The sequence below is a fragment of the Streptomyces fradiae ATCC 10745 = DSM 40063 genome (assembly GCF_008704425.1).
Taxonomy (GTDB): Bacteria; Actinomycetota; Actinomycetes; order Streptomycetales; family Streptomycetaceae; genus Streptomyces; species Streptomyces fradiae.
The window spans coordinates 2567235-2587783 of the sequence record NZ_CP023696.1 but is presented as its reverse complement, the minus strand read 5'-3'; the positions used below and the strand labels follow the sequence as shown (position 1 = coordinate 2587783).

16 protein-coding genes and 1 pseudogene are annotated in these 20549 nt (G+C 76.1%); 8 read left to right on the top strand and 9 right to left on the bottom strand.

Annotation, left to right across the window (positions count from 1 at the left end; genetic code table 11):
- Positions 1-9 precede the first annotated feature (9 nt).
- Positions 10-753 carry a hypothetical protein gene (locus CP974_RS11420; RefSeq protein WP_031131207.1) on the top strand — a complete coding sequence of 248 codons (744 nt, stop codon included), beginning with the start codon at positions 10-12 and terminating at the stop codon, positions 751-753.
- A gap of 143 nt (positions 754-896) precedes the next feature.
- Here CP974_RS11420 and CP974_RS11415 read toward each other — a convergent pair whose 3' ends face one another.
- Entirely contained in the window at positions 897-2054 is a 1158-nt protein-coding gene (locus CP974_RS11415) for a glycosyltransferase (protein WP_051839354.1), read from the bottom strand.
- Entirely contained in the window at positions 2051-2590 is a 540-nt protein-coding gene (locus CP974_RS11410; RefSeq protein WP_031131211.1) for a WcaF family extracellular polysaccharide biosynthesis acetyltransferase, read from the bottom strand. The genes CP974_RS11415 and CP974_RS11410 overlap by 4 nt, the downstream gene beginning before the upstream one ends.
- A 509-nt stretch (positions 2591-3099) precedes the next feature.
- Between CP974_RS11410 and CP974_RS11405 the strand changes: the two genes are divergently transcribed.
- On the top strand, positions 3100-4590 hold the full coding sequence (locus CP974_RS11405) for a hypothetical protein (RefSeq protein ID WP_223844519.1): 1491 nt from the start codon (positions 3100-3102) through the stop codon (positions 4588-4590).
- 60 nt (positions 4591-4650) lie between these two features.
- On the opposite strand, the gene CP974_RS11400 is transcribed toward CP974_RS11405, so the two are convergent.
- The 3 genes and pseudogenes from CP974_RS11400 to CP974_RS11390 form a co-directional block, all read right to left on the bottom strand.
- Positions 4651-5877 carry an MATE family efflux transporter gene (locus CP974_RS11400; RefSeq protein ID WP_085921181.1) on the bottom strand — a complete coding sequence of 409 codons (1227 nt, stop codon included), beginning with the start codon at positions 5875-5877 and terminating at the stop codon, positions 4651-4653.
- A 53-nt stretch (positions 5878-5930) separates the two neighbouring features.
- The gene (locus CP974_RS11395) at positions 5931-7943 is read right to left on the bottom strand and encodes a lipopolysaccharide biosynthesis protein (protein WP_169731624.1); all 2013 of its coding nucleotides are present in this window, start codon (positions 7941-7943) and stop codon (positions 5931-5933) included.
- 344 nt (positions 7944-8287) lie between these two features.
- Positions 8288-9529, bottom strand: a pseudogene (locus CP974_RS11390) (glycosyltransferase); the annotation flags it as partial.
- 136 nt (positions 9530-9665) lie between these two features.
- Between CP974_RS11390 and CP974_RS11385 the strand changes: the two are divergent.
- Positions 9666-10139 (top strand): FAD synthase family protein, encoded by a 474-nt coding sequence (locus tag CP974_RS11385; protein WP_031135921.1) that lies wholly within the window; start codon positions 9666-9668, stop codon positions 10137-10139.
- Positions 10140-10180: 41 nt separating this feature from the next.
- Here CP974_RS11385 and CP974_RS11380 read toward each other — a convergent pair whose 3' ends face one another.
- From CP974_RS11380 to CP974_RS11370, 3 genes are all read right to left on the bottom strand, one after another.
- Positions 10181-10891, bottom strand: a complete 711-nt coding sequence (locus CP974_RS11380; protein ID WP_031135922.1) for a CDP-alcohol phosphatidyltransferase family protein — start codon at positions 10889-10891, stop codon at positions 10181-10183.
- A 216-nt stretch (positions 10892-11107) separates the two neighbouring features.
- Entirely contained in the window at positions 11108-12169 is a 1062-nt protein-coding gene (locus tag CP974_RS11375) for an LCP family protein (RefSeq protein ID WP_031135924.1), read from the bottom strand.
- Positions 12170-12778: 609 nt separating this feature from the next.
- Positions 12779-14278 carry a peptide MFS transporter gene (locus CP974_RS11370; protein WP_031131831.1) on the bottom strand — a complete coding sequence of 500 codons (1500 nt, stop codon included), beginning with the start codon at positions 14276-14278 and terminating at the stop codon, positions 12779-12781.
- Positions 14279-14699: 421 nt separating this feature from the next.
- Here CP974_RS11370 and CP974_RS11365 point away from each other — a divergent pair, with 421 nt between their 5' ends.
- Both CP974_RS11365 and CP974_RS11360 read left to right on the top strand, forming a co-directional pair.
- Positions 14700-15380, top strand: a complete 681-nt coding sequence (locus CP974_RS11365) for a response regulator transcription factor (protein ID WP_031131829.1) — start codon at positions 14700-14702, stop codon at positions 15378-15380.
- Positions 15381-15391: 11 nt separating this feature from the next.
- On the top strand, positions 15392-16684 hold the full coding sequence (locus tag CP974_RS11360) for a sensor histidine kinase (RefSeq protein WP_031131827.1): 1293 nt from the start codon (positions 15392-15394) through the stop codon (positions 16682-16684).
- A gap of 38 nt (positions 16685-16722) precedes the next feature.
- Here CP974_RS11360 and CP974_RS11355 read toward each other — a convergent pair whose 3' ends face one another.
- Positions 16723-17274 carry a GtrA family protein gene (locus tag CP974_RS11355; RefSeq protein ID WP_037937904.1) on the bottom strand — a complete coding sequence of 184 codons (552 nt, stop codon included), beginning with the start codon at positions 17272-17274 and terminating at the stop codon, positions 16723-16725.
- Positions 17275-17501: 227 nt separating this feature from the next.
- Between CP974_RS11355 and CP974_RS11350 the strand changes: the two genes are divergently transcribed.
- The 3 genes from CP974_RS11350 to CP974_RS11340 all read left to right on the top strand — a co-directional run bounded on the left by CP974_RS11350 (position 17502) and on the right by CP974_RS11340 (position 20423).
- On the top strand, positions 17502-18623 hold the full coding sequence (locus CP974_RS11350) for a 5-(carboxyamino)imidazole ribonucleotide synthase (RefSeq protein ID WP_231717402.1): 1122 nt from the start codon (positions 17502-17504) through the stop codon (positions 18621-18623).
- Between the two features lie 28 nt (positions 18624-18651).
- Positions 18652-19149 (top strand): 5-(carboxyamino)imidazole ribonucleotide mutase, encoded by a 498-nt coding sequence (purE, locus tag CP974_RS11345; RefSeq protein ID WP_373276775.1) that lies wholly within the window; start codon positions 18652-18654, stop codon positions 19147-19149.
- Positions 19150-19265: 116 nt separating this feature from the next.
- The gene (locus tag CP974_RS11340; RefSeq protein WP_037937909.1) at positions 19266-20423 is read left to right on the top strand and encodes a dipeptidase; all 1158 of its coding nucleotides are present in this window, start codon (positions 19266-19268) and stop codon (positions 20421-20423) included.
- Positions 20424-20549 lie beyond the last annotated feature (126 nt).

Genomic DNA, 20549 nt, shown 5'->3' with positions numbered 1-20549 from the left:
AGCCTCCCCATGCGCACCCCCCTCCGCCGCTCCGCCGCCTCGCTGGTGCTGGCGGCGGCCCTCGCCGCGGGCTGCTCGTCCGGCGGCGGGAGCGGCCGCACGGAGGCGGCGCCGACCGCCTCGGCGCCGTCCCTCTCGGCGGCCGAACGCGTCGCGGGCGAGCAGGACGGCACCGCCCCCACCGGCGGGCCCACCGCCTCCGCCCCGGCCCGGCCCACCGCGTCCGGCGCCCCCGACGGACCCGTGCACGGCCCGTCCGCCCCGGCCGGGCCCGTCCGCCCCGACGCGGCGCTCACCCCCGCCACCGGCACCTTCACCCCGCAGGAGAAGAAGTACCTCAGCGGCCGGGTGCCGGTGGCCGCCGACCCCGCCGCCGTCCTCGACATCGGCAGGGAGACCTGCCAGCGGCTCTCCCGCACCGCCCGGCACGACAAGGACGCCGCCGCGGCGGCCGTCGTCGCCGGGGACGTGCGCGACGCCGCCGACGCGGTCGCCCACCTCTGCCCCGACCAGCGGCCCGTCCTCGACGCGGCCCGCGGCGGCTACCCCGACGGCACCCACGCCTCTCCGGCCGCCGGCCGCTACCGGAGCGTGTCGGCGGGCCCGGACTGCACCTGGCAGATCACCGACGCGCGGGGCACCCAGCTCGCGGCCGGCCCCGCGCCGGGCGCCACCGCCCCGCACACCCTGACCGTCCCGGCCGGCGCGGCCGGCCTCCAGTCCACCGGCTGCTACGCCTGGCTGCGCGCCTGACGGGTACGTCCTGGCCCGCGTCGGCCGGTCACGCGCCTGACGGGTACGTCCGGGCCCTCGCCGGGCCACGCGCCTGACGGGTCGCGCCCCGGCCCGCGTCGGCCGCCCGCAGGGCACGGCGGTCCCCTCGCGGGGCCGCCGGGTCACGGCCGCTGCGCCCGGCCGCCCGCCCCCCGGGCCACCGCGCGGCCGTACACGGCCAGCAGTCCGTCCACCACGGCGTCCATCGAGAAGGCCGACCCGGCCAGGGCGTGCGCCGCCGCCGACGCCTTGACGGCCGCCTCCGGCTCCAGCAGCTCCAGCACAGCGCCCGCGAGGCCCGACGCGTCGGCCACGACCCGGCCCGCGCCCGCCTCCCGGACCGCCGACGCCAGCCCGTTGGACCCGGTCACCACGGCCGGGGTGCCCACGGACAGCGACTCCAGCACCGACATCGGGAACGGCTCGTCCACCGACGGCAGCACGTACACGTGCGCCCGGCGCAGCTCGTCCAGCACCTGAGCCGAGCCGAGCGCGCCCACGCACACCACCCGCTCGCGCAGCCCCAGCCGGTCGATCAGCGCCCGCACGGCGGGCAGTTCCCCCTCGTCGGGCCCGGCCACCACGAAGCGGGCGTCCGGGTGGCGCCGCAGCACCTCCGGCGCGGCGGCCACGAAGTCGCACGGCCGCTTCCGGGCCTGCAGCCGCGCCGCGTACAGGATCCTGGGCGGGCCCTCGGGCGCCGGCCGGGCCTCCTGCCGGGGCACGCCGTTGACCAGCCGTACCGCGTTCGGCAGGGGCGAGCCGAGGACCGCGTCCAGGCCGCGCCGCTCGTGCGCCGTCAGGTGCAGCACCGCGTCCGCGCCGCGCAGCACCCGCCGTACGGCCAGGGCGTCGAGGACCCTGGCGAGGAACCGGTCGCTGGGGTCGACCATGCCGTGGGTCTGGAGCACCAGCGGGACGCCCGCGCGCAGCGCCGCCAGCGCCACGGGCAGGGTCACCAGGTCGCGCGCGAGGTGCACGTGGACGAGGTCGGCGCCGCGCACCAGCCGCCCCGCGCGGGCCAGCAGCGCCGGCGAGGTGATGCCGCTGAAGCCGAGCGGCAGCAGCCGCCGCGCCGGGTACAGCCGGGCGGGCACCCCCTCCACCTCGGTGGGCGGCACCGGCCCGAACCCGTCGGCCAGGGCCAGCAGCCGCGGGTGGTGGCCCCGCTCGCGCAGCCCGTGCGCCAGGTTCAGCGCGACCCGTACGGGGCCGCCGAACGCGCCGGTGGGGGAGTGCAGGGTGACGGCGTGCAGGACGCGCGGGAAGGCGGCGGTCACGTGGGCTCCTCGACGGGGCGGCGGGTGCCGTCGGCGGTGTGCAGGGTCAGCGCGGGGAGGTCGCGGTGGAGGACGGCGCCTGCGCCGACGACGGCGTGGCGGCCGACGCGGGTGCCGGCGAGGACGGTGGCGCGCGCGGCGACCCAGGCGCCGTCCTCGACGTGGATGGGCGCGTTGCGGTAGCGGAAGTCGGCGGCGCGGTGGTCGTGGCCGCCCGCGCACAGCAGCGCCTCCTGCGAGACGCAGACGTGCGCCCCGAGGGTGATGGGCTCCAGGTTGAGCAGCCAGGCGCCCTCGCCGATCCAGGTGTGGTCGCCGACGGTCAGCTTCCACGGCCACAGCACGCGCACCCGGTGGCGGATGAGGACGTTCTCGCCGATCGTCGCGCCGAAGGCGCGCAGCAGGGCGACCCGCAGCCGGGCCGGGCACCACCAGGTGCTGAAGACCAGGTTCATGACGGCGAACCACAGGGCCTGGGTCAGTCGGCCCCGGCCCTTGTCGTACCCGGCCAGCGTGAACGCGGACAGGTCGCGCATGGCGTCGGACTCCCCCCTGTGACCCCCCGATGCGGAATGACGGTCACATTAACCGCTGTTCGCGCCGGAGGGGGCGGGATGGAGGGACCCGCTCGTTAGACTGCGCGGGGCGCGGGGCGCGGGGCGCGAGGCGGGCGGCCAGGGCCGGGACGGCCTCGCACACGGCGACGGGGCCTCGCACACGGCGACACGGCCTCGCACACGGCGACGGGGGGTACGGAGTGACGGTCGGCACGACACCCCGCCCCGCTCCCGGCACCCCGCCGTACGGCCCGCCCGGCACACCCCCGCCCGCCGGCGGCCCGCCCGGCGACGGACCGCCGTACGGCGACGGCCCACCCGAGGGCGGCCCGCCGGGCGAAGGCACCCCGCCCGCCGGTGGCCCGCCCGCCGGCGGCCCCCCGCCCGGCGAGGACCCCCCGCCCGGCGGCGGCGAGCCGGACGGGGGCGGCCCGCCCGGTGGCGGCCCACCCGAGGGCGGTGCCCCCGACCGCCGGGCCCCCCGCCCCGTGCCGCTGCCGCCGCCGTTCCGGCCGCGCACCCTGCTGTCGCGGGCGCTGTCCGTACCGCTCGTCCTCGGCCTCTCCTGCTTCCTGCCGCTGATCGTGGTCTCGCAGTCCGGCGAGGGCCCGCGCGACGCGGCGTTCTGGCTCCAGGTGGTCCTCACCGTCTACTGCGGGGTGCGGCTCTCGGCGATGGTGCTGACCTCGCGCCGCAAGCTGCTCCAGGCGACCTTCTGGATGTTCTGCTACATGGCGATGGGCGTCGCCCCGCTGGCGCAGTCCGTCCTCGGGCGCGTCCCCACGCCGGTCGTCGGCCCCCGCGAGGACCTGGTGCAGGCGGTGTCGCTGGTCCTGCTCGGCTGCTTCGCCTTCGACGTGGGCGCCCTCCTCGCCCGGTACCGCACGCCCCGCCACCGGGAGCGGGGCGCGGACGGGCGGGGCGCCGACCCGGACGGCCGGCCGGTGCTCATCCACCGCAGGCGCCTGATGCTGCTGGTCCTCGCGGCGTTCGCGTGCGGCGGGCTGCTCATCGTGAAACTGGGCGGCCCGGCCGTCTTCTTCAGCAGCCGCCAGGAGATCATCGCCAGCATCGAGGACGCGGGCGTCTCCGGCGACGGCTCCCAGGCCGGGCAGGCGTTCCTGCGCGGCTTCGGCACGGTGCCGCCGCTCATCGCGCTGCTCGTGTACACCCGCTGGCTGATCACGTCCCGGCGGGCCCGCCGCACCTGGTCGGTGGTGACCGTGTTCGGCGCGCTCGCCGTGCTGAACGTGGTCGTCAACAACCCGATCTCGAACCCGCGCTACTGGTTCCTCACGGTGCTGTTCGCCCTGCTGTTCACCGCGTTCCCGGTGAGCGCCGCCATGTACCGGGCGTCGCTGAGCCTCGGGGTGGTCGTGGCGCTGCTCGTCTTCCCGTTCGCCGACCGCTTCCGGTACGACGAGAACAACGCGCGGCAGATCGAGACCACGTCGTTCCTGGAGCCGCTGGCGCTGAAGGACTACGACCAGGTCGGCATGTTCGCCAACACGATCACGTACGTGGAGTCCGGCCAGGGCCACACGTACGGCCGCCAGCTCGCCGGTTCGCTGCTGTTCGCCGTGCCCCGCTCGGTGTGGGCGGACAAGCCGTCCGACACGGGGGTGATGGTCGGCGAGTGGATGGGCGCGGTCAACACCAACCTGTCGTCCCCGGTGTGGGCCGAGCTGTGGATCGACTTCGGGCCGGTCGGCATGACGGGCGGCATGGCCGCCGTGGGGTACGCCGCCGCGCGCGTCGACCGGCGCGTGGCCCGCCGGGCCGTGCGCGGCTCGCCGACGGGGAGCCTGCTGCTGATCACGGCGCCGCTGGTGGCGGGGTACTCGTTCATCCTCGTACGGGGGCCGCTGCTCCAGGCCACGGGGAAGGTCGCCATCGCCGCGCTGTGCCTGGCGCTCATCGCCACCTACCGCACCGACGGGGGCGCCCGCCTCGACCGCTCCCCGTCCCGCCCGCGCTGACCGGCGCCCGCCGTCACGCCCTCGCGACGGCGGCCCGTGCGGCGTCCGCCCGGCGCCGCGTCACGCCCTCGCGACGGCGGCGGCCTCCGGGGCGTCCGCCCGGCGCCGTACGCGCGCCACCCGCACCCACGCGGCCAGCGCCTTCGCCCCCGACCCCGCCGCCAGCCCCCACGCCGCGCCCGCCGCGCCGCCCGCCGCGAACCCCGCGTACAGCAGCGCCACCGACAGCAGCGAGAAGACCACCTGCACCGGCAGCGTCTCGCGCGGGCTCAGCACCCGCAGCGTCAGCAGGGCGCTCACACCGAGACCCATCAGCGTGTACTGCGCCGCCGACGCGGGCAGCAGCGCCGCGACGGCCGGCCACGACTCGCCCAGCACGCGGCCGCCCCAGCCGTCCGGCAGCAGCCACCACACCCCGCCCCACGCCGCGCCCGTCGCGGCCAGCGCGCAGCCCAGCAGCAGCGTCACCCGCACCACGGAGCGCCCGCCGCCCAGGCGGTTCAGCAGCGGCGGCCCGAAGCCGTTCGCGGCCCCGAAGAAGACGTTGAGCGGCCCGAACAGCGCCGACGCGCCGCGCAGCGCGCCCACCGCCAGCGGGCTGCCCACCAGCCCGAGGCACAGCACGGCGACCTGCCCCGCGCCGTTGCCCACCGCGTACTCCACGACGAACCGCCGCCCCAGGTGCCCCGGCCGCAGATACCGCAGCGGCTCGCCCCGCGCCCCGGCCAGCGGGCGCCGCAGCAGCAGCCCGGCCACCGCGAGCCCCGGCAGCGCCGCCAGCCCCCACACGAGCACCAGCCGCGCCGGCGACGCCCCGGCGGGCTGCGCCGCCAGCACCGCCACCGTCGCCGCGAGCCGCAGTCCGTCGGCGGCGAGCGCGTGGTGCGGGCGGCCCAGCAGCGAGAAGCAGTACCGCGCCGCGTCCTGGAGCAGCACCACCGGCAGCACCGCGCCGAGCGCCACCAGGGCCCGCCCGCCCGGCGGCAGCACGGCCCCGGCCGCGGCGAGCACCGCGCCGGTCGCGAGCGCCCCGGCGGCGGTGAAGCCCAGCGCCGAACGGCAGGCCGCCGCCACGGTGTCCGCGCCGCCGCGCACCAGCACCAGCGCCTGCCCGACGTACGCCATGAACAGGCCCAGCGCCACGGTGAACACCAGGTACACCATGGAGAACTCGGCGAACCCGGCCGCCGTCGACAGCCGCGCGGCCAGCACCAGCACCAGGATGTTGGTCAGCCCGGCGGCGCCCTGGTCGAGCACGGCGGCCACGGCGGCCGTCCGGCCCCGCAGCGCCCCGCCGGGCCGGACGGCCCCGCCGCCACCCGGCGCGGGCCCGCCCCCGGTCACGGCCGCTCGGCGGGCGGGTCGATCGCGCGCAGGGCCATGGTGGTGGACGGGTCCTCGTGCGCCCCGGTGTCCGCCGCGTGGGCCTGCGCCGCGCCCGGCCAGTCGTCACCCGCCCGGCCCGCGCCCGGCCGGTCGTCAGGGCCACCGGACCGGCCGCCACCCGTGCGCGCGCCCGGCCCGGCGGCCCGGCCGCCACCTCCGGCCCGGCCGCCGCCGGCGCCACCGCCCGCGCCCGGAGCGGGCCGGGGGACCGGGCCGCGCGGCCGGCCCTGCGCCGCGTGCGCGCCCTGCACGCCCCGCGCCGCGTGCGGGCCCGGCGCACCGGGCGAACCGTGCGCACCCCGCCCCGCGTGCCCACCCGGCGCACCCGGCGCACCCGGCGCACCCGGCGTACCGGGAGTGCCCCGCGGGCTGCGCGCCCCGGCCGCGTTCCCGGCCTTCTTCCGGCCGCCCCGACCCGTCCTGCCGCTGTGCTGGCCCCGGTGCATGACGGTGCCGAGCACCGTGCCGCCCGCGCCCGTTATCAGGTCCCTCAGCCGCGCGAGCTGCGACCGGTGCACCCCGCGCGGGTCGCACACGACCAGCACCCCGTCCACCCGGTCCACCAGTGCCAGCGCGTCGGCGTACGCGAAGACCGGCGGGGTCAGCACGATCACCGTCACGTTCGGGTCGTCGGCCTCCTCCACCAGCCGGGACATCTCCGGCGACGTCAGCGCCCGCGCCACGTTCCGCACCCGGGCGCCCGGCACCAGGTCGAAGCCGCCCGACTCCCCGGCGTCCACGACGAGGCGCCGCCCGCCCGGCCAGTCCTCGCCCTCGCCGTCGCCCGGCCACGCGGTGCGGCCGACCTCGCGCGCCCGCAGCTGGCCCTCCAGCGACGGCTGCCGCAGCTCGGCCTCGACGATCAGCACCCGCTTGCCGGTCTCCGCGAAGGAGGCCGCCAGGTTGACCGCCACCGCCGCGGCCGTGCGGCTGGAGCCGCGGGGCGCCGCCACCAGCAGGCGCCGCCGGCCCGCGAAGCGCTGGTCGTACGCCAGCCGGTAGGCGATCGACCGGTACTCCTCCGCCAGCGGCGAGTCCTCGCGGTCCTCCGTCAGCAGCGGGTCCGTGTCACGGGTGCGGGGCAGGGAGCCCAGCACCGGCGCGCGCAGCGCCCGCGCGACGTCGCCCTCCGAGCGGGCGGCCGGGTCGAACACCAGCCGCACCCAGGCCATCAGCAGCCCGAGGGCGATGCCGACCGCGCCGCCGAGGCCCAGGGAGAGCGCCCAGCCGGGGCCGTCCGACGAGGTGGGCGGCGTCGCCGTCCTGATCACCTTGCCGGGGCTGATGTCGAGGGCCTTCAGCTTGCTGATGCGGTTGCTCAGCTCGGTGATCCGGCCGAGCAGGTTCGCCTTGACCGCGTAGTCTCCCTCCGCCTCGGGGCCGGTCCTGCCGTCGAGTTCCTCCGCCAGCTCGTCGTGCTGCCGGGCGATCGGGGCGAGCTGCGCCTGGAGCCCCTTGATCATGGTGTCGCGGGTCTGCGCGGTCTGCTCCCTGCGGTCCGCCAGGTACGCCGAGACCATCGCGTTCGCCCGGCGCGCCGACAGGCCGGGGTCGGCGGTGGTGTAACTGAACCGCAGGACCTGCGACTTGGGCGGGTTGGTGACCTGGAGCCCGGCGACGAGGTCCGCCGGGTCGCCGGGGAAGTCCAGTTCCGCGGCGGCGCGTTCGGCGGTGCGGCGGCTGGTGGCGGCCTGCCGCTCGGTGTTCATGTCGAGGGTCTTCTCGATGGCGACGGACGGGTTGAAGGGGTCCTCCATCGGCACGCGCAGCACCACGTCGCTCGTCGCCACGTACGTGTCGGAGGTGCTGTACCCGAGCCAGGCGCCGCCCAGCAGCCCGAGCAGCACCCCGCCCGCGATCAGCCGCGGGTAGCGCAGCAGCTGCCGGAACTGGTCCCGCAGCAGGTCCGGTTCGTCGTCCACCAGGATGGGCGGCGCCGCCGCCTGCCCGCCGTTCACCTGCGTCACCTCTCCGCTCCTTCCACCCCGGCGCGCCCCGCGCGCCCCCCGCCGGCCCCATCGGACGCCGCCCCACCGGTACCGGCCCCACCGGTACCGGCCCCACCGGTACCGGCCCCGCCAGGAGCCGCCCCGCCGGGAGCCGCCCCACCGGACGCCGCCCCATCGGACGCCGCCCCGCCAGGAGCCGCCCCGCCAGGAGCCGCCCCACCGGACGCCGCCCCATCGGACGCCGCCCCGCCGGGAGCCGCCCCATCGGGAGCCGCCCCGCCGGGCCCACCCTCGCCGCCCCCGGTCACACCGGTACGGGCGGTCCCGACCCGGACCCCGTCCAGGACCCCGTCCAGGACCCCGCCCAGGACCTCCTCCAGCAGCGCGTCGTACCGGGCGAGGCCCGCCGCGCGGCTCAGGTGCGCCGCCACGTGCCGGGGGCCCGCGGCGCCCAGCGCGTCCGCGGCCCCGGGGTCGGCGGCCAGCCCCCGTACGGCCGCCAGCAGCGCGGCCGGGTCCTCGGGCGGCACCAGCACCCCGGCGCCCGAGCGGCGCACCTCCTCGGCGGTGCCGCCGCCGTCGGCGACCGAGGCGACGACGGGCCGCCCGGCCGCGAAGTACGAGGTCAGCTTGGACGGCACGCTCATGTCGAGCACCGAGGCCCGCTGCGTCACCGCCAGCACGTCGGCGGCGGCCAGCACCTCGGGGAAGTCCGCGTCGGCCGCGGGCGGCAGGAACTCCAGGTTCGGCACGTCCGCGGCGAGCCGCCCCAGCGCCTCCCGCTGGTTGCCGTCGCCCATCAGCACCACCCGCAGCGCCGGGTCGAGCCGCGCGGCGCCGACCAGCACCTCCAGGCCCTGCTTGAGGCCCATGTTCCCCGAGTGCAGCACCACCGTGTCGGCGGGCGCCCAGCCGAGCCGGCGCCGCGTCTCCTCGCGCGGTCGCGAAGGCGCCGCCACATGCGACCAGTTGGGCACCACGCGGATGCTTCCGGGCGCCACGCCCAGCGCGGTCACCCGCGCGGTGAAGGTCTCGTGGATCACGCCGACCAGCGCGGCCCGCCGCAGGACGTACGCCTCCACGCGCGAGGCCGCGGCCGCCGCCCGGTCACCGCCCTCGATGCCGCTCTGCGCCGCGGCGGCGCCCATCAGGTCCTGCACGACCGGGACGAAGGGCACCCGCCAGCGCGCCGCGAGCCGCGCGGCCACCACGCCCCCGGCCAGGCTCGGCAGTTGGGCCACCACCGCGTCGGGCCGGGCCATCCGGGGCGGCGCGGCGAGCTGGTGGGCGAGGACCGAGCCCTCGAACAGCGCGCGCCGCACCGCCGTCTGGCGGGGCGGGACGGTGTGGCGCCTGCGGTGCACGGTCACGCCTCCGCGCGCCTCCGTGCGCCGCCATGCGCCCCGGTACGCCGGGTCGACGGACCAGGACGGGTAGTGCGGCATGCCGGCCAGGACGTGGGTCTCGTGGCCGAGGGCCGCCCAGTGCTCGGCGATCTGGGTCGCGTAGGGGCCTATCCCGGTGTGCTCCGGGGCGTAGTTGGTGGACACCAGCAGCAGGCGCCGCCGCCGTCCGCCCCCGCCGGTCCCGTCCGCGTCCCCCATGGGAAGCCCCCCTCAGACGAACAGTCGCTCGCCGCACCCTAATCGTTCACCTGTCCCCCGCGAAGTGTGCACGGTACTGTCGGCCGGGACGAGCCCGGACACGGGGGGCGGACCGTTCGGAGGGGGGCGGCAAGTCATGTCGGAGGGCAAACCATACCGGGTGGGGTACGCGCCCGGGGCCTACGACCTGTTCCACATAGGGCACTTGAACATCCTGCGGCACGCCCGGCAGCACTGCGACTACCTCGTCGCGGGCGTCGTCTCGGACGAGATGGCCGAGCGCGCGAAGGGGCACCGCCCGGTCATCCCGCTCATCGAGCGGCTGGAGATCGTCCGCAACATCAAGTACGTGGACGCGGCGTTCGTCGAGACGGTGCCCGACAAGCTGGAGACGTGGAAGCAGGTCCGCTTCGACGTGCTCTTCAAGGGCGACGACTGGCGCGGCACCCCGCGCGGCGACCGGCTGGAGAAGGACTTCGCGTCCGTCGGCGTCGACGTCGTCTACTTCCCGTACACGGTGCACACCTCCAGCACGCAGCTCCGCCGCGCGCTGGACGCGCTGACCGGGGCGCCCGCCTCCGCCCCGCAGGGCGAGCAGCTCCCGGGCTGAGCGGCCGGCCACCGGCGGGCCGGCCGGGCCGGGCGGGCGGCTCAGCGGCTGAGCTCGCGGAACCACTTCACCAGGAACAGCGGGAGGTACAGCACGGCGGCGGCCCCCAGCAGCCCGTACCCCCACAGGAACAGCGGCCCGCCGCCCAGCAGCAGGAAGACCAGGCAGAAGACGCCGTGGTCCACGGGGAGCAGCGCCACCGCGCGCAGCGTGGACGGCGCGGCGGGCACGGCGCCGGGCGGGGCCTTCCGCTTCAGCTGCTCGGTCAGCAGCCCGCCGAAGAACGTGACGGTCGAGGCGAGCAGGAACACCAGCGGCACCAGCAGCAGCACGTCGGAGCCGGTGCCGAAGTGGCCGGGGTGCCGGTGGAAGGCGATCAGCACGGCCGAGTGCAGCGCGGTCGTCTTGGCGCAGTCCACCACGTGGTCCAGCCACTCGCCCGCCGGGCTGCCGCCGCCCCGCAGCCGGGCGAGCTGCCCGTCCGCCGAGTCGAAGGCGAAGCCGACGGCGAGCGCCGACCACACCAGCGCGCCCGCCCACCAGGAGGGCGCGGCGAGCGCGAGCACCGCGATCCCGCAGAAGCTGAAGGCCGCGCTGACGAGGGTCACCCGGTTGGGCGTGAGCCCGGCGACGTACGAGCCCGCCGCGAGCAGGCGGCCCGCGGGGCGGTTGACGAACCGCGAGTACAGCGACACCCCCTTCGCCGTCTTCTGCGCCCCGGCCAGCCGCCGCAGCGCCTCGCCCCCGGTCATCCGCGCGGCGCCCCGGCTCCCGGCCGTCCCCGCGCCCCGCTCCGGGGGCCCGCCCGCCGCCTCCGTCGTCCCCGCCGCTCCCGGGGCCTCCGTCGTCCCCGCCGTGCCCGCCGCTCCCGACGGGCCCCCCGGCCCGTCCGCCGTGCCGCTCGCCGCCTTGGCCATCGCCACCCCCTGCGTCCCGATACGAGCGTTCATGATGGCAGCGCGCGTGTCTCAGCGCGCCGCCGCAGGGGACTTGCGTGCCGACTCCGGTACGGGGGCGTCCTCCCGCAGCGCCCGCCACAGGGCGCCGGCCTGCGGCTCGGCCGGGACGACCCGGTTGGGGTCGGTCCGGTCGTACGAGACGGGCAGCATGATCGTGTCCATCGCGACCGGGTCGATCCCGCGCATGCTCCGTCCGAAGTCCACCAGCGCGGAGAGCGAGGCGAGGTCGGAGTCGGTGGTCAGCGACTCGGTCAGGGACTCGGCGATACGGAACGTCCTCGCCGGGCTGCCGAGCAGGTCCTGGCGCTGCACCTCGCGCAGCAGCGCCATCAGGAACTGCTGCTGGAGACCGATGCGGCCCAGGTCGCTGCCGTCGCGGTAGCCGTACCGGGTGCGGACGAACCTCAGCGAGTCGGTGCCGTCCAGCCGGTGCGTGCCGGGCTCCAGGGTGAAGCCGCCCTTCGTGTCCCGGATCGGCTCGCGGACCTCGACGGTCACCCCGCCCAGCTCGTCCACCAGCTCCTTGAACCCCGCGAAGTCGATCTCCATGAAGTGGTCGATGCGGACGCCCGACATCCGCTCGACCGTCTTCACCACGCAGGGCGCGCCCCCCGTGCCGTACACGGAGTTGAACATCACCCGCGTGGCCGGGCCGGTCTCGCCGCCGCCGGGCTTCGCGCAGGACGGCCGGTCCACGAGGGTGTCGCGGGGGATGGAGACGGCCGTGGCCTTCGTACGGTCCGCCGACACGTGCACCACGAGCGCGGTGTCCGACCGGGCGCCGCCCACGGCGCCGCCGTCGAGCGCCGCGTTGTCACCGGCGCGCGAGTCGGACCCCAGCACCAGCAGGTTGGTCGCGCCGAGCGCCGCGGGCGCCTTCGGCGGCCGGTCGTCGCCGAGGGCCCGCTCGATGTCGACGGCCTCGATGTTCCCGTCCAGCCTGCTGTACGCCCACCAGGCGGCCCCGGCGCTCCCCAGCAGGGCCAGTGCGCACGCGGCGCCGACCCAGCGCCACACCCGCCGGCGCGCGGGCCGGGCCCGGTCGCCCGGCGCGTGCCCGGCCCCGCTCACCCCGCCGTCCCCGTCGCCCCCGTCTCCACCGTTCCCGTGACCGCCGTCCCCGCCCCGGCCGACCGCGACGCCGCCGTCCCCGGCGATCCCGCCGTCCCCGCCCCGGCCGACCGCGACGCCGCCGTCCCCGGCGATCCCGCCGTCCCCGGCCGGCGCTGCCGGCCCGCCGCCGTGCGCCCCGGACACGCTCCGTCCGTCCTGCTCGGCCACGGTCTCCCCCTCCACGAACCTCCACGAACCCGGCCCCCCGACCGGTCGGTGCACTATAGACGCCCCCCGGCCCCGCGAGGGAGGGGCGAGCGGATCCGCCCGCGACAGCCGGAGGACGCCCCCCCCGTCGCCGGGCGACCGCCCGCCGGCACGGCCGCCCCGCGCCCCGGCCCCGCGCCCCGGCCCCGCGGCCGGACACGCCCCGGCACCCGCCCGCCCGCCCGGCCGTACCCGGCCCGCCGCCCGCCGCCCGCCGCCCGAGCGTCCCGCACGGCCCGGCGCCGGAAGCGCCCCCCGACGCCGGAAGCGCCCCCCGACGCCGGAAGCGCCCCCCGACGCCGGAGGGCGCCGCCCCGGTGACCCGGTGCGGCGCCCTCCGGCGCGTCGGCGCGGCGGCCGTCAGTGCACGCCGCCCATGAGCGGCTGGACCCGCTTGCGGAACATCAGGATCGCGACGCCGCCGAGCACGGCGATGGCGCCCTGGCTGGCGAACCACCACTCGGTGTCGGTCGGCGCGCCCACCAGCTGGAGCAGCGAGATCACCGACGAGCCGGCGGTCACGGCCAGGAACCACACGCCCATCATCTGCGAGGCGTACTTGGCGGGGGCGAGCTTCGTCGTCAGGGAGAGGCCGACCGGCGAGAGGGTCAGCTCACCGACGGTCTGGATCAGGTACACCGACGCCAGCCACAGCGGGGTCACCTTCACACCGCCCGCCGAGGCGGTCTGCGCCAGCATCATCACGAAGAAGGAGCTGCCGATGAGGAGCAGACCCGTCGCGAACTTGCTCAGCGTGCTCGGCTCCTTGCCGCGGCGCGACAGGGCCACCCACAGCCAGGCGAACAGCGGCGCGAGCGCCATCACGTACAGCGGGTTCAGCGACTGGAACCAGCTCGACGGGAAGTCGAAGCCGAGGAGCGTGTTCGCGGTGTTGTCCTTGGCGAACAGGGTCAGCGTGGAGCCGGTCTGGTCGTAGATCGCCCAGAACGCGGCGGCGGCCACGAAGAACCAGGCGTACGCCGACATCCGGGACCGCTCGACCGGCTCCAGGTCGCTGTCGCGGCGCACCTTCACCAGGTAGTACGTCGGCAGGGCCAGGCCCAGGACGGTCAGCGGCCACAGCACCCAGTCGATGGTGAACTGGCCGCTCAGGCCCAGCAGGCCGTACGCGGCGGCGGCCACGGCCAGCCAGATCAGGCCGCGCTTGAGGAGACCGGCCCGCTCGGCGGGGGTCAGCGGCGCGGGCACCTGGCTGGACTCGGGGGCCAGGCTGCGGAAGCCGAGGAAGTAGAAGAGCAGGCCCAGGCCCATGCCGACACCGGCCATGGCGAAGCCGAGGTGCCAGTTGATCGTCTGGCCGACGAGGCCGATGGTCAGCGGGGCGACGAAGGCACCGAGGTTGATGCCCATGTAGAAGATGGTGAAGCCGCCGTCGCGCCGCGGGTCGTTCTTGTCCCGGTACAGGTGGCCGACCATCGTGGAGATGTTGGCCTTCAGCAGACCGGAGCCCGCGGCGATGAAGGCCAGGCCGATGAAGAACGACGCCTCCATCGGCAGGGCCAGCAGGAAGTGGCCGATCATGATGATCGTGCCGGAGATCGCCACCGTCTTGCGGGCGCCCCAGACGCGGTCGCCGAACCAGCCGCCCGGCAGGGCGAGCAGGTAGACCATCGCGTTGTAGACCGAGTAGATCGCGATCGCCGTGGCGTCCTCGATGCCGAGACCGCCGTCGGCCGCCTGGGCCGACAGGTACAGCACGAGCAGGGCGCGCATGCCGTAGTAGCTGTAGCGCTCCCACATCTCCGTCATGAAGAGGTAGGCCAAGCCGCGGGGGTGGCCGAGGAAGGTCTTCTCGTAGGCCGGGGTTCCGGCCGAGTCCTTCGTCAGGCTGGACGCCATGGTCGATCCTTGTTCGTTCGGGACGCGCGTCGCTTCGTGGGCGACCCCGCGCCCGCTCCGGGCGGCCGGCACCGGAGCGGCGGGGGCCGCACCGGGATCCACGCCCCGCCGGGCGCGACGGGAGGTCGCGCCGGGGAGTCCGGCCCACAGGTCATTCCGTACGCCGAGCAGAGAAGAGACCTTTGGTGCGTCGAGGAGTGAAGCCGCCAAAGGTCCTGGATTACCACTTCGAGCGTCTCGCCACCATACGACACGACAGTGCGGCATATGGAAGGACTTGAGAGATGGATCACAGGCGTCGCCGGAACCGCGCTCTCGGTTTCAAAGGTCATTTCCAGGATGACTCCCCTGACACCCAGGTGCGGGCGATCTTGACCCGATCCCCCCACGACCCACACGTCCTGCGGACTACCATCACTGCATGACGCGTGTACTGCTCGCCGAGGACGACGCATCCATCTCGGAGCCCCTCGCCCGCGCCCTGCGGCGGGAGGGGTACGAGGTCGAGGTGCGGGAGGACGGACCCAGCGCGCTCGACACGGGACTGCAGGGCGGCGTCGACCTCGTCGTGCTCGACCTCGGCCTGCCCGGCATGGACGGCCTGGAGGTCGCCCGCCGGCTGCGCTCCGAGGGGCACACGGTGCCGATCCTCGTCCTGACCGCACGCGCCGACGAGGTGGACACGGTGGTCGGCCTGGACGCCGGCGCCGACGACTACGTCACCAAGCCGTTCCGGCTGGCCGAGCTGCTCGCCCGGGTACGGGCCCTGCTGCGGCGCGGCGCCGCCGAGCCGGCCCCGCAGCCCGCCGCGGCGCACGGCGTCCGCATCGACGTCGAGTCGCACCGCGCCTGGATAGGGGACGAGGAGCTCCAGCTCACCGCCAAGGAGTTCGACCTGCTGCGCGTCCTGGTCCGCGACGCCGGCCGCGTCGTCACCCGCGACCAGCTCATGCGCGAGGTGTGGGACACCACCTGGTGGTCGTCGACCAAGACCCTCGACATGCACATCTCCTGGCTCCGCAAGAAGCTCGGCGACGACGCGGCGAACCCCCGCTACATCGCCACCGTGCGGGGCGTCGGCTTCCGCTTCGAGAAGAGCTGAGGCGGCCCTCCGTGCGCCGCCGCCTGATCAGCTCCACGCTCGCCGTGGTGCTGGTCGTCATCTCCGTCTTCGGCGTCTCCCTGGTCATCGTCGAGACCCGCACCATCACCAGCAGCGCCCAGGAGAGCGTCGACTCGGAGGCCCTGCGGCTCGCCAGCATCGTCGACAGCCGGCTCGTCGGCGGCGAGCGCGTCGACCCCGACATCCTCTCCGGCCACGGCGGCGGTGAACGCTACGCCAGGATCGAGATCCCCGGCAGCCCCCGCATCGAGCTGGGCGAACGCCCCGACGGCAGCGTCATCCGGGGCACCGCGGTGGGGGAGCGGGGCGAGCGGGTCACCGTCGAGGAGTCCCGGTCGTCCGTCACCCGCGAGGTCGGCCGCACCCTGCTGATCATCGGCGCGGTCGCGCTGCTCGCCGTCGTCGCGGCCGTCCTGCTCGCCGTACGCCAGGCCAACCGGCTCGCCTCCCCGCTCACCGACCTCGCCGAGACCGCCGAGCGGCTCGGCTCCGGCGACCCGCGCCCCCGCCACCGCCGCTACGGGGTGCCCGAGCTGGACCGCGTCGCGGACGTGCTGGACGCGTCGGCCGAGCGGATCGCCCGGATGCTCACCGCCGAGCGGCGCCTCGCCGCCGACGCCTCCCACCAGCTGCGCACCCCGCTGACGGCGCTGTCGATGCGGCTGGAGGAGATCGCCGTCACCGGCGACCTGGACACCGCCCGCGAGGAGGCGACGATCGCCCTCGCCCAGGTGGAGCGGCTCACCGACGTCGTCCAGCGGCTGCTGACCAACTCCCGCGACCCCCGCACCGGCTCGGCGGTCCCCTTCGACCTGGACGAGGTCGTCAAGCAGCAGGTCGAGGAGTGGCGCCCGGCGTACCGCAGCGCGCGCCGGGCCCTCGTGCGGTCGGGGAAGACCGGCCTGCGGGCGGTCGGCACGCCGGGCGCGGTCGCCCAGGTGCTGGCCGCGCTGGTCGAGAACTCGCTGATGCACGGCGGCGGCACGGTCGCCCTGCGCACCCGCGTCACCGGCAACCAGGTCGTGGTCGAGGTCACCGACGAGGGGCCGGGCGTCCCGGCGGACCTGGGCGCCCGGATCTTCGAGCGGACCATCAGCGGCCGCAACTCCACGGGCATCGGCCTCGCGGTCGCCCGCGACCTCGCGGAGGCGGACGGCGGGCGGCTGGAGCTCGTGCAGCTCAAGCCCGCGGTGTTCGCGCTCTTCCTGAGCCGTGAGACGGGCCGCCGGGACCGCGACGAGGACCGGCGCGACGACCCGGCCCCGCCCCGCCCCATCCGCTGACGGCGGCGTCCACCGCGACGCCCCGCGCGGTCGGCTCCTCAGCGGCGGCCCGCGGGGGTCGGTGTGTCGCTCGGCGTGCGCTGGCCCCGGATGGTGGCGGGCGCGTCGCCCGGCGGGCCGTCGCCGTCGCCCTCCGCGCCCGCCCCCTCACCGGCGACCGGCAGCGCCCGGAACACCCAGGTGCGGTACGACCAGAAGCGGAACAGCGTGCCGACCCCGATGCCGAAGAACTTGAAGAAGTTGTTCTGCAGCGGGCTGTCCCAGCCGAAGCCGTACGTCGCCGTGTACAGGATCCCGTTCTCGATCACCGCACCGGCCGCGCTGAACACGAAGAACAGCGTCGCCTCGCGGGTGCGGCGCGTCTTGTCGCGGTCCCGGTAGGTGAAGTACCGGAAGCCGACGTAGTTGCACGCGATGGCGATGACCGTGGCCAGCAGGCTGGCGCGGACCACCGGGAGATCGGTGGTCTGGCGCAGCAGGTTGAAGGCGCCCATGTTCACGAGCACGCCGAGTCCGCCGACGAGACCGAATTTCGCTATCTCCCGGACGAGCTCCGCCAGGCGCACGCGCAGGGCGCTCCGTTCCGTCATAATGATCGTTTCGTCCCGTCCGCCGGCCATGTGCGTCAACCCCGTCATGCTAACCATCACCCGGTCGGGACGCGCGGGTGAACGGCGGCGCGGACCGGCCCCGCAGGACCTCGGACGAGCCTCCCGGAGAGCCCCCGGAGAGCCCCCGGAGCCCGCCCCGCAGGCCGCCGTCACGCGCCGCGACGGGCGGCGGATACCCTAGGAGGGTGACGTTCCCGGTAGTCGGCATGGTCGGCGGCGGTCAGCTCGCCCGTATGACCCACGAGGCGGGCATCCCCCTCGGCATCAGGTTCAGGCTTCTCAGTGACACCCCCCAGGACTCCGCGGCGCAGGTCGTGAGCGATGTCGTCATCGGCGACTACCGCGACCTGGACACGCTGCGTGACTTCGCGCGCGGCTGTGACGTGATCACCTTCGATCACGAGCACGTGCCGACCGAGCACCTGCGGGCCCTGGAGGCGGACGGCATCCCCGTCCGCCCCGGCCCCGAGGCGCTCGTCCACGCCCAGGACAAGGGCGTGATGCGGGCGAAGCTCGACGCCATCGGCGTGCCCTGCCCCCGCCACCGCATCGTGGCGGACCCGGCCGACGCGGCGGCCTTCGCCGCCGAGGGTGGGGGAGGCTTCCCGATCATCCTCAAGACGGTGCGCGGCGGCTACGACGGCAAGGGCGTGTGGTTCGTCCGCTCCGAGGAGGACGCCCGCGACCCGTTCCTCGCCGGCGTGCCCGTCCTCGCCGAGGAGAAGGTCGACTTCGTACGGGAGCTCGCGGCGAACGTCGTCCGCTCCCCGCACGGGCAGGCCGTCGCCTACCCCGTCGTGGAGTCCCGCCAGGTCGACGGCGTCTGCGACACGGTCATCGCCCCGGCGCCCGGCCTGCCCGAGGAGCGCGCCCTGGAGGCGCAGCGCCTCGCCCTGCGCATCGCGGAGGAGCTGGGCGTCGTCGGCCACCTCGCGGTGGAGCTGTTCGAGACCCGCGACGGCCGCGTCCTCGTCAACGAGCTGGCGATGCGCCCGCACAACTCCGGCCACTGGACCCAGGACGGCGCGATCACCTCGCAGTTCGCCAACCACGTGCGGGCCGTCCTCGACCTGCCGCTCGGCGACCCGCGCCCCCGCGCCCGCTGGACGGTCATGGCGAACGTCCTCGGCGGCGACTACCCGGACATGTACCAGGGCTACCTGCACTGCATGGCCCGCGACCCGCAGCTCAAGATCCACATGTACGGAAAGGACGTGAAGCCCGGCCGCAAGGTCGGCCACGTCAACACCTACGGCGACGACCTGGACGACGTGCTGGAGCGCGCCCGCCACGCCGCCGACTACCTGCGAGGAACGATCGTTGAGTAACGCACCCGCGCCGCTCGTGGGCATCGTCATGGGCTCCGACTCGGACTGGCCCGTGATGGAGGCCGCCGCCCAGGCCCTCGACGAGTTCGAGATCCCGTACGAGGTCGACGTCGTCTCCGCGCACCGCATGCCGCGCGAGATGGTCGCCTACGGCGAGCGGGCGGCCGACCGCGGGCTGAAGGCGATCATCGCCGGGGCCGGGGGCGCCGCCCACCTGCCGGGCATGCTCGCCTCCGTCACGCCGCTGCCCGTCATCGGCGTGCCGGTGCCGCTGAAGTACCTCGACGGCATGGACTCGCTGCTCTCCATCGTGCAGATGCCGGCCGGCGTCCCCGTCGCGACGGTCTCCGTGGCCGGCGCGCGCAACGCCGGCCTGCTGGCCGCCCGCATCCTCGCCGCGCACGACGCGGAGCTGCTGGCCCGGATGAAGGACTTCCAGCAGGAGCTGAACGACCAGGCCACGGAGAAGGGCAAGCGCCTGCGGGCGAAGGTCGAGGGCTCCGCGTCCTTCGGCTTCGCCAAGTGACCGGCGCCGGCGCCGGGGCACCCGGCGGCACGGGCCCCGGTGACGCCTCCGGCGGCCCGGGTCCCGGCACGGCCGGGGGGACGGCCCCCGGCCGGGACCTCGACGCGGCGCGCGGGCTGCTGGCCGAGTTCCCCGTCGTGGACGGGCACAACGACCTCCCGTGGGCGCTGCGCGAGAAGGCCGGGTACGACCTGGACCGCCTCGACGTGGCCGCCGACCAGACCGGCCGCCTCCACACCGACCTGCCGCGGCTGCGCGCGGGCGGGGTGGGCGCCCAGTTCTGGTCGGTGTACGTGCGGGCCGGCATGGCGGGCGACGACGCGGTCAGCGCGACCCTGGAGCAGATCGACTGCGTCGACCGGCTGCTGGCCCGCCACCCCGCGGAGCTGGCCCCGGCGCTGACCGCCGACGACATGGAGGCGGCGCGCGCCCAGGGCCGTATCGCGTCGCTCAAGGGCGCCGAGGGCGGCCACTCCATCAACAACTCGCTCGCCACGCTCCGCGCCCTGTACGCGCTGGGCGTGCGGTACATGACGCTCACGCACAACGACAACATCGCGTGGGCGGACTCGGCGACGGACGAGCCGGGCGTGGGCGGCCTGTCCGCGTTCGGCCGCGAGGTCGTCCGGGAGATGAACCGCCTGGGCATGCTGGTGGACCTGTCGCACGTGGCCGCCACGACCATGCGGGACGCGCTCGACACGAGCGAGGCGCCGGTGATCTTCTCCCACTCGTCGGCCCGTGCCGTCTGCGACCACCCGCGCAACGTCCCCGACGACGTGCTGGAGCGGCTCCCCGCCAACGGCGGCGTCGCCATGGCCACCTTCGTACCGAAGTTCATCCTGCCCGAGGCGGTGGAGTGGACGGCCCGCGCGGACGAGAACCTGCGGGCGCACGGCCTGCACCACCTGGACACGACGCCGGAGGCGATGCGGCTGCACGCCGCCTTCGAGGCGGCGAACCCGCGCCCGGTGGCGACGGCCGCGACGGTCGCGGACCACCTCGACCACATGCGGGAGGCCGCGGGCGTCGACCACATCGGCATCGGCGGCGACTTCGACGGCACCGCCTTCACCCCGCGGGGCCTGGACGACGTGGCCGGCTATCCGAACCTGATCGCGGAGCTGCTGGGCCGCGGCTGGTCGCGTACGGACGTGGCCAAGCTGACGTGGCACAACGCGGTCCGGGCGCTGCGGGACGCGGAGGCCGTCGCCCGCGACGCGTCCGCCCGCCGGGGCCCGTCCACGGCGACCCTCGCCGACCTCGACGGCTGACCGGCCCGTACCCGCGCCACGTGCCCGCCCTCCCCGTGGGGGCGGGCACGCGGCGTACGCACCGGGACACGGGCGCCCGGCCGGGGCGTCGCCGCCGGCGCAGGGGGCGGCCCCGAACCGCCGGGA

Excerpts from the sequence above, each read along its gene's own strand:
- CP974_RS11385 (WP_031135921.1), top strand. The coding sequence starts at position 9,666 with ATGTCGGAGGGCAAACCATACCGGGTGGGGTACGCGCCCGGGGCCTAC.
- purE (WP_373276775.1), top strand. The coding sequence starts at position 18,652 with ATGGGCTCCGACTCGGACTGGCCCGTGATGGAGGCCGCCGCCCAGGCC.
- CP974_RS11420 (WP_031131207.1), top strand. The coding sequence starts at position 10 with ATGCGCACCCCCCTCCGCCGCTCCGCCGCCTCGCTGGTGCTGGCGGCG.
- CP974_RS11370 (WP_031131831.1), bottom strand. The coding sequence starts at position 14,278 with ATGGCGTCCAGCCTGACGAAGGACTCGGCCGGAACCCCGGCCTACGAG.
- CP974_RS11355 (WP_037937904.1), bottom strand. The coding sequence starts at position 17,274 with ATGACGGAACGGAGCGCCCTGCGCGTGCGCCTGGCGGAGCTCGTCCGG.
- CP974_RS11410 (WP_031131211.1), bottom strand. The coding sequence starts at position 2,590 with ATGCGCGACCTGTCCGCGTTCACGCTGGCCGGGTACGACAAGGGCCGG.
- CP974_RS11380 (WP_031135922.1), bottom strand. The coding sequence starts at position 10,891 with ATGACCGGGGGCGAGGCGCTGCGGCGGCTGGCCGGGGCGCAGAAGACG.
- CP974_RS11350 (WP_231717402.1), top strand. The coding sequence starts at position 17,502 with ATGGTCGGCGGCGGTCAGCTCGCCCGTATGACCCACGAGGCGGGCATC.
- CP974_RS11365 (WP_031131829.1), top strand. The coding sequence starts at position 14,700 with ATGACGCGTGTACTGCTCGCCGAGGACGACGCATCCATCTCGGAGCCC.